The sequence below is a fragment of the Streptomyces sp. NPDC058086 genome, from assembly GCF_042885015.1.
GTDB lineage: Bacteria > Actinomycetota > Actinomycetes > Streptomycetales > Streptomycetaceae > Streptomyces.
In genome coordinates this window covers 15,199-19,625 of the sequence record NZ_JBHVST010000146.1, presented here as the reverse complement: position 1 = coordinate 19,625, position 4,427 = coordinate 15,199, and the positions used below count along the sequence as shown (strand labels likewise).

The 4,427-nt window shown below is 70.7% G+C and carries 4 protein-coding genes and 1 pseudogene; 3 read left to right on the top strand and 2 right to left on the bottom strand.

The genetic code is table 11. From position 1 onward, the window contains the following. Positions 1 to 204 precede the first annotated feature (204 nt). Positions 205 to 441, bottom strand: a complete 237-nt coding sequence (locus tag ACFVWD_RS52255) for a DUF6158 family protein (RefSeq protein WP_389605732.1) — start codon at positions 439 to 441, stop codon at positions 205 to 207. 217 nt (positions 442 to 658) lie between these two features. Then, positions 659 to 2,278, bottom strand: coding sequence for an ABC-F family ATP-binding cassette domain-containing protein (locus tag ACFVWD_RS52250; RefSeq protein WP_389605730.1), 1,620 nt, complete (start codon positions 2,276 to 2,278; stop codon positions 659 to 661). Positions 2,279 to 2,594: 316 nt separating this feature from the next. Between ACFVWD_RS52250 and ACFVWD_RS52245 the strand changes: the two are divergent. The 3 genes and pseudogenes from ACFVWD_RS52245 to ACFVWD_RS52235 form a co-directional block, all read left to right on the top strand. Then, positions 2,595 to 3,167 (top strand): annotated as a pseudogene (locus ACFVWD_RS52245) (phosphatase PAP2 family protein); the annotation flags it as partial. 111 nt (positions 3,168 to 3,278) lie between these two features. Continuing rightward, positions 3,279 to 4,100: a class I SAM-dependent methyltransferase gene (locus tag ACFVWD_RS52240; RefSeq protein ID WP_389605728.1), complete on the top strand. Its 822-nt coding sequence runs from the start codon at positions 3,279 to 3,281 to the stop codon at positions 4,098 to 4,100. A 42-nt stretch (positions 4,101 to 4,142) separates the two neighbouring features. Then, the gene (locus ACFVWD_RS52235; RefSeq protein ID WP_168513089.1) at positions 4,143 to 4,313 is read left to right on the top strand and encodes a hydrophobic protein; all 171 of its coding nucleotides are present in this window, start codon (positions 4,143 to 4,145) and stop codon (positions 4,311 to 4,313) included. Positions 4,314 to 4,427 lie beyond the last annotated feature (114 nt).

The following is a 4,427-nucleotide window of genomic DNA, read 5'->3' as shown; positions in this document are numbered from 1 at the left end:
AAACCCAGTCTTCCTCCCCGTGGCCGTTCGTGAATTTGACGACAGGGCCTAGCGGGATGCGACACCATCCGGCGCACCTCGGTTCACCCCGGCGCGCCTCGGTTCACCGGCGACAGCGGGGACCGGGGGCGGGGGGCGGTCCGCAACGGGTGTGCGGGCCGGGCGAGTTCGGCACGCCCCGTCGTGCAGCACTCCGCCGCTCGTTCAGCACTCCGCCGCGAGGCCCCGCTCCCGGGCTCCGTCGCGCGTACGGCCCGCGGCGACGGGACGGCGCGGATGGCGGCGCAGGTACTCGCCCTCCAGCTGCGCCATGCGCAAGTTGTGGGTCCGCAGGGCTTCGTTCGAACCGTGCAGCAGTGTGTCGTGGCGGGTGCGGTGGATCGTCTCCAGCTCTTTCATCAGCTGCTGGTCGTCCAGCCGGTCCGGGTCGACTCCGGTCATGGTGGTACCCCGCTCGTCGTGTCCTGCGGCGCGGTCCGGGCAGCCGCCGGGCAGGCGCTGCCGTGCGCGGCGCCCGAGCGGCGTCCGGGAGGGAGCCGTGGATCTAGCCGTCCTCCCCCCACTCTACGAACTTCCGGGCCCCCGGTCCTCCGGGAAGCACTGGACGACCGGGCCGGGACCGAGTCCTGGCGGGCCCGAGTCCTGGCTGGCCGGAGTCCTACCGAGCCCGCTCGACGCGCCGCTCGTCCCACACCGGCTCCGCCGTCTCCCGGATCCTGCCGTCCGAGCCGAAGACCAGATAGCGGTCGAAGGAGCGTGCGAACCAGCGGTCGTGGGTGACCGCGAGCACCGTCCCCTCGTACGCCTCCAGGCCCTCCTGAAGTGCCTCGGCCGACTCCAGGTCGAGGTTGTCGGTGGGCTCGTCCAGCAGCAGGGCCGTGGAGCCCTCCAGCTCCAGCAACAGGATCTGGAAGCGTGCCTGCTGGCCGCCGGAGAGCTTCTCGAAGCGCTGCTCGGCCTGGGCGGTCAGCTCATAGCGGCGCAGTCGGGACATGGCGGCGCCCCGGTCCTGGGAGTGCTCGCTCCACAGGATGTCGAGAAGGGTGCGGCCCTGGAGCTCCGGGTGGGCGTGCGTCTGGGCGAAGTGTCCGGGCACGACGCGCGCGCCGAGCCTCCACTCGCCCGTGTGCGCGACGGTGTCGCCGGCGAGCAGGCGCAGGAAGTGCGACTTGCCGGAGCCGTTGGAGCCGAGCACGGCGACCCGCTCGCCGTAGAAGACCTCCAGGTCGAACGGGTTCATCAGCCCGGTGAGCTCAAGTCCCTTGCAGGTGATGGCCCGTACGCCGGTGCGCCCGCCGTGCAGACGCATCTTGATGTCCTGCTCGCGCGGCGGCTCCGGCGGCGGGCCGGCCTCCTCGAACTTCCGCAGCCGGGTCTGCGCCGCCGCGTACCGGGACGCCAACTCATGACTGATGGAGGCCGCCTGCCGCAGATTCAGCACGAGCTTCTTCAGCTGGGCGTGCTTCTCGTCCCAGCGCCTGCGCAGCTCCTCGAAGCGGGCGAACCGCTCCTGTCGCGCCTCGTGGTACGTCGCGAAGCCGCCGCCGTGCACCCATGCGTCGGCGCCGGTGGGGCTGGGCTCGACGCTGACGATCTTCTCGGCGGCGCGGGACAGCAGCTCCCGGTCGTGGGAGACGAAGAGAACGGTCTTGCGGGTCTCCTTGAGCTTCTCCTCCAGCCAGCGCTTACCCGGTACGTCGAGGTAGTTGTCGGGCTCGTCGAGGAGCAGTACCTCGTCGGTGCCGCGCAGCAGGGCCTCCAGCACCAGCCGCTTCTGCTCTCCTCCGGAGAGGGTGCGCACCTGGCGCCACTGCGCCTTCTCGTACGGGACGCCGAGCGCGGCCGTCGTGCACATGTCCCAGAGCGTCTCGGACTCGTACCCGCGTACCTCGGCCCAGTCGGAGAGTGCCTGCGCGTAGCGGAGCTGGGCGGCCTCGTCGTCCACGGTCATCATCGCGTGCTCGGCCGCGTCGACGGCCTTGGCAGCCTGCTGTATGCGGGGTGCCGCCACGGAGACGAGCAGGTCGCGCACGGTCGTGTCGTCTCTCACGGACCCCACGAACTGCCGCATCACACCAAGACCGCCGGTCACGGTGACGGTGCCCCCGTGCGGCTTCAGCTCCCCCGAGATCAGCCGCAGCAGCGTGGTCTTGCCCGCTCCGTTGGGGCCCACCAGCGCGACGACGGTCCCTTCCCCCACCCGAAACGACACATCGCCGAGCAGCGCCCTCCCGTCGGGAAGGTAGTACTCAAGATGCGCGGCTTCGAGATGTCCCATGGGCAGGCATTCTCCGGCCCCCCGGCCCACGGAGCAAACGCATATCCCCCCGCCCCTCCTCGCCCCCGCCGCCCCTACCCGTCCCATCCCCCGGGGGCTCCGCCCCTTCGACCCCGCCAGGGGCTCTTAGGGGCGCGGGGAACTGCGCGACCAGCCCCCACCCACCCGCGGACATCAAGGCCACCCGGGGGTCTGGGGGCGGAGCCCCGGGGTCGAGGATGATGGGGGTCCCCCTGCTCGGGCGAAGCCGAGAGCTTGGGGGAGGGCAGGGGCGGCGGGGGCGAGGAAACGGGGGTTCGGCGGGTACGGGGAGCTCATGACCGTCACCCCGGACATCGACCTCACCACCCGCCCCCCGAACCACCGCACCCTCCGAAACCACTTCCTCGCAGCAGACTCCCGCCTCTTCGAAGCCATCGCATCCCGCCACTGGCCGGGCTGCGACCCCTTCCTGCCCAAACTGAGCCGCAGCGCGAACCACGGCCTGCTGTGGTTCGCCACCGCGGCGGCACTCACAGCGACCCGCACCCCCCACGCCCGCCGAGCCGCCGCAACCGGCCTCGCCTCCCTCACCCTCGCCTCCGCCACGATCAACACCGTGGGCAAGCGCTCGGTGCGCCGCCCCCGCCCACCCCTCGCCCCGGTCCCCCTGACCCGCCGGCTCAAGCGGCAGCCGATCACCACGTCGTTCCCCTCGGGCCACTCCGCGTCGGCCGCCGCCTTCGCCACGGGCGTGGCACTGGAGTCGCACGGCTGGGGCACCGCGGTGGTACCGCTCGCCACCGCCGTGGCCCTGTCCCGCGTCTACACCGGCGCCCACTTCCCGAGCGACGTCCTCGCGGGCGCGGCGCTGGGCACGGCGGCCGCGTACGCCGTACGCGGTCTCCTCGCCCGCCACCGATCATGACAGCGTCCACATGTCAAGACTGGGGTCTCAACATGCGACATGCAGGCGTACGGTGATGCGCAACCGACGAGACGACGCGAAGGGGAAACGGTCATGTCGAAGTCGCAGGAGACCGCTGTCTACACACACGGCCACCACGAGTCCGTGCTGCGTTCGCACACCTGGCGCACGGCCGCCAACTCGGCCGCCTACCTGCTCGACTCGCTGAAGCCCCACATGCAGATCCTGGACATCGGCTGCGGCCCGGGCACCATCACCGCAGACCTGGCGGAACTGGTCCCCGAAGGCCACGTCACCGCCGTCGACCACGCCCCGGGAATCCTGGACCAGGCCCGCGCCGTGGCGGCCGAACGCGGTCTGGACAACGTCGAGTTCGGGGTCGCGGACGTGCACGCCCTGGACTTCCCGGACGACACCTTCTGCGTGGTCCACGCCCATCAGGTGCTCCAGCACGTGGGCGACCCGGTGCAGGCGCTGCGCGAGATGTACCGGGTCACCAAGCCGGGCGGTTTCATCGCCGCCCGCGACGCGGACTACTCGGCGATGGCCTGGTATCCCGAGGGGCCGGGCCTGACCGACTGGCAGGACCTGTACCTGCGCGTGGCCCGAGCCAACGGGGGCGAACCGGCGGCCGGCCGCCGTCTCAAGTCGTGGGCACTGGCGGCCGGCATCAAGGACATCACGGCGACGTCGGACACCTGGACCTTCGCCACCGAGGACGAGCGGGAGTGGTGGGGCGGGCTGTGGGCCGATCGCACGCAGGCCTCGGCGTACGCGGAGCGCGCCACGGAGGGCGGACACGCGACCACCGCGCAACTGCGGGCCGTTTCGGAGGCGTGGCGGGAGTGGGCCCGGCAGGAGGACGGCTGGTTCTCCGTCCTGCACGGAGAAATTCTCTGCCGAAAGGAAGCGTGACTCGCCTGCTTCGGGAAACACGGACAGCAGGAGGTACACATTATGGTTCCCATTCTGCTGGTACTACTGCTGGCCCTGATTCTCTTCGGCGCCGGGTTCGCGATCAAGCTGCTCTGGTGGGTGGCGCTGGTGGTCATTGTCCTGTGGCTGCTGGGATTCCTGATGCGTGGAACGAGCGCCTCGGGGAGCAGGGGCCGCTGGTATCGCTGGTGAAGCCATTCCCGTAAAGCTGTTTCCGGAATCGGGGCGGCGGCGTGTTGAGGGGGCCGGGCGGCCCCAAATAACCCCAAGAACAAAGGGGGATTTGAAAATTTAGGGGGGATTAAA

Coding starts and splice junctions, on each gene's coding strand:
- ACFVWD_RS52255 (WP_389605732.1), bottom strand. CDS start 441: ATGACCGGAGTCGACCCGGACCGGCTGGACGACCAGCAGCTGATGAAA.
- ACFVWD_RS52240 (WP_389605728.1), top strand. CDS start 3,279: ATGTCGAAGTCGCAGGAGACCGCTGTCTACACACACGGCCACCACGAG.
- ACFVWD_RS52250 (WP_389605730.1), bottom strand. CDS start 2,278: ATGGGACATCTCGAAGCCGCGCATCTTGAGTACTACCTTCCCGACGGG.
- ACFVWD_RS52235 (WP_168513089.1), top strand. CDS start 4,143: ATGGTTCCCATTCTGCTGGTACTACTGCTGGCCCTGATTCTCTTCGGC.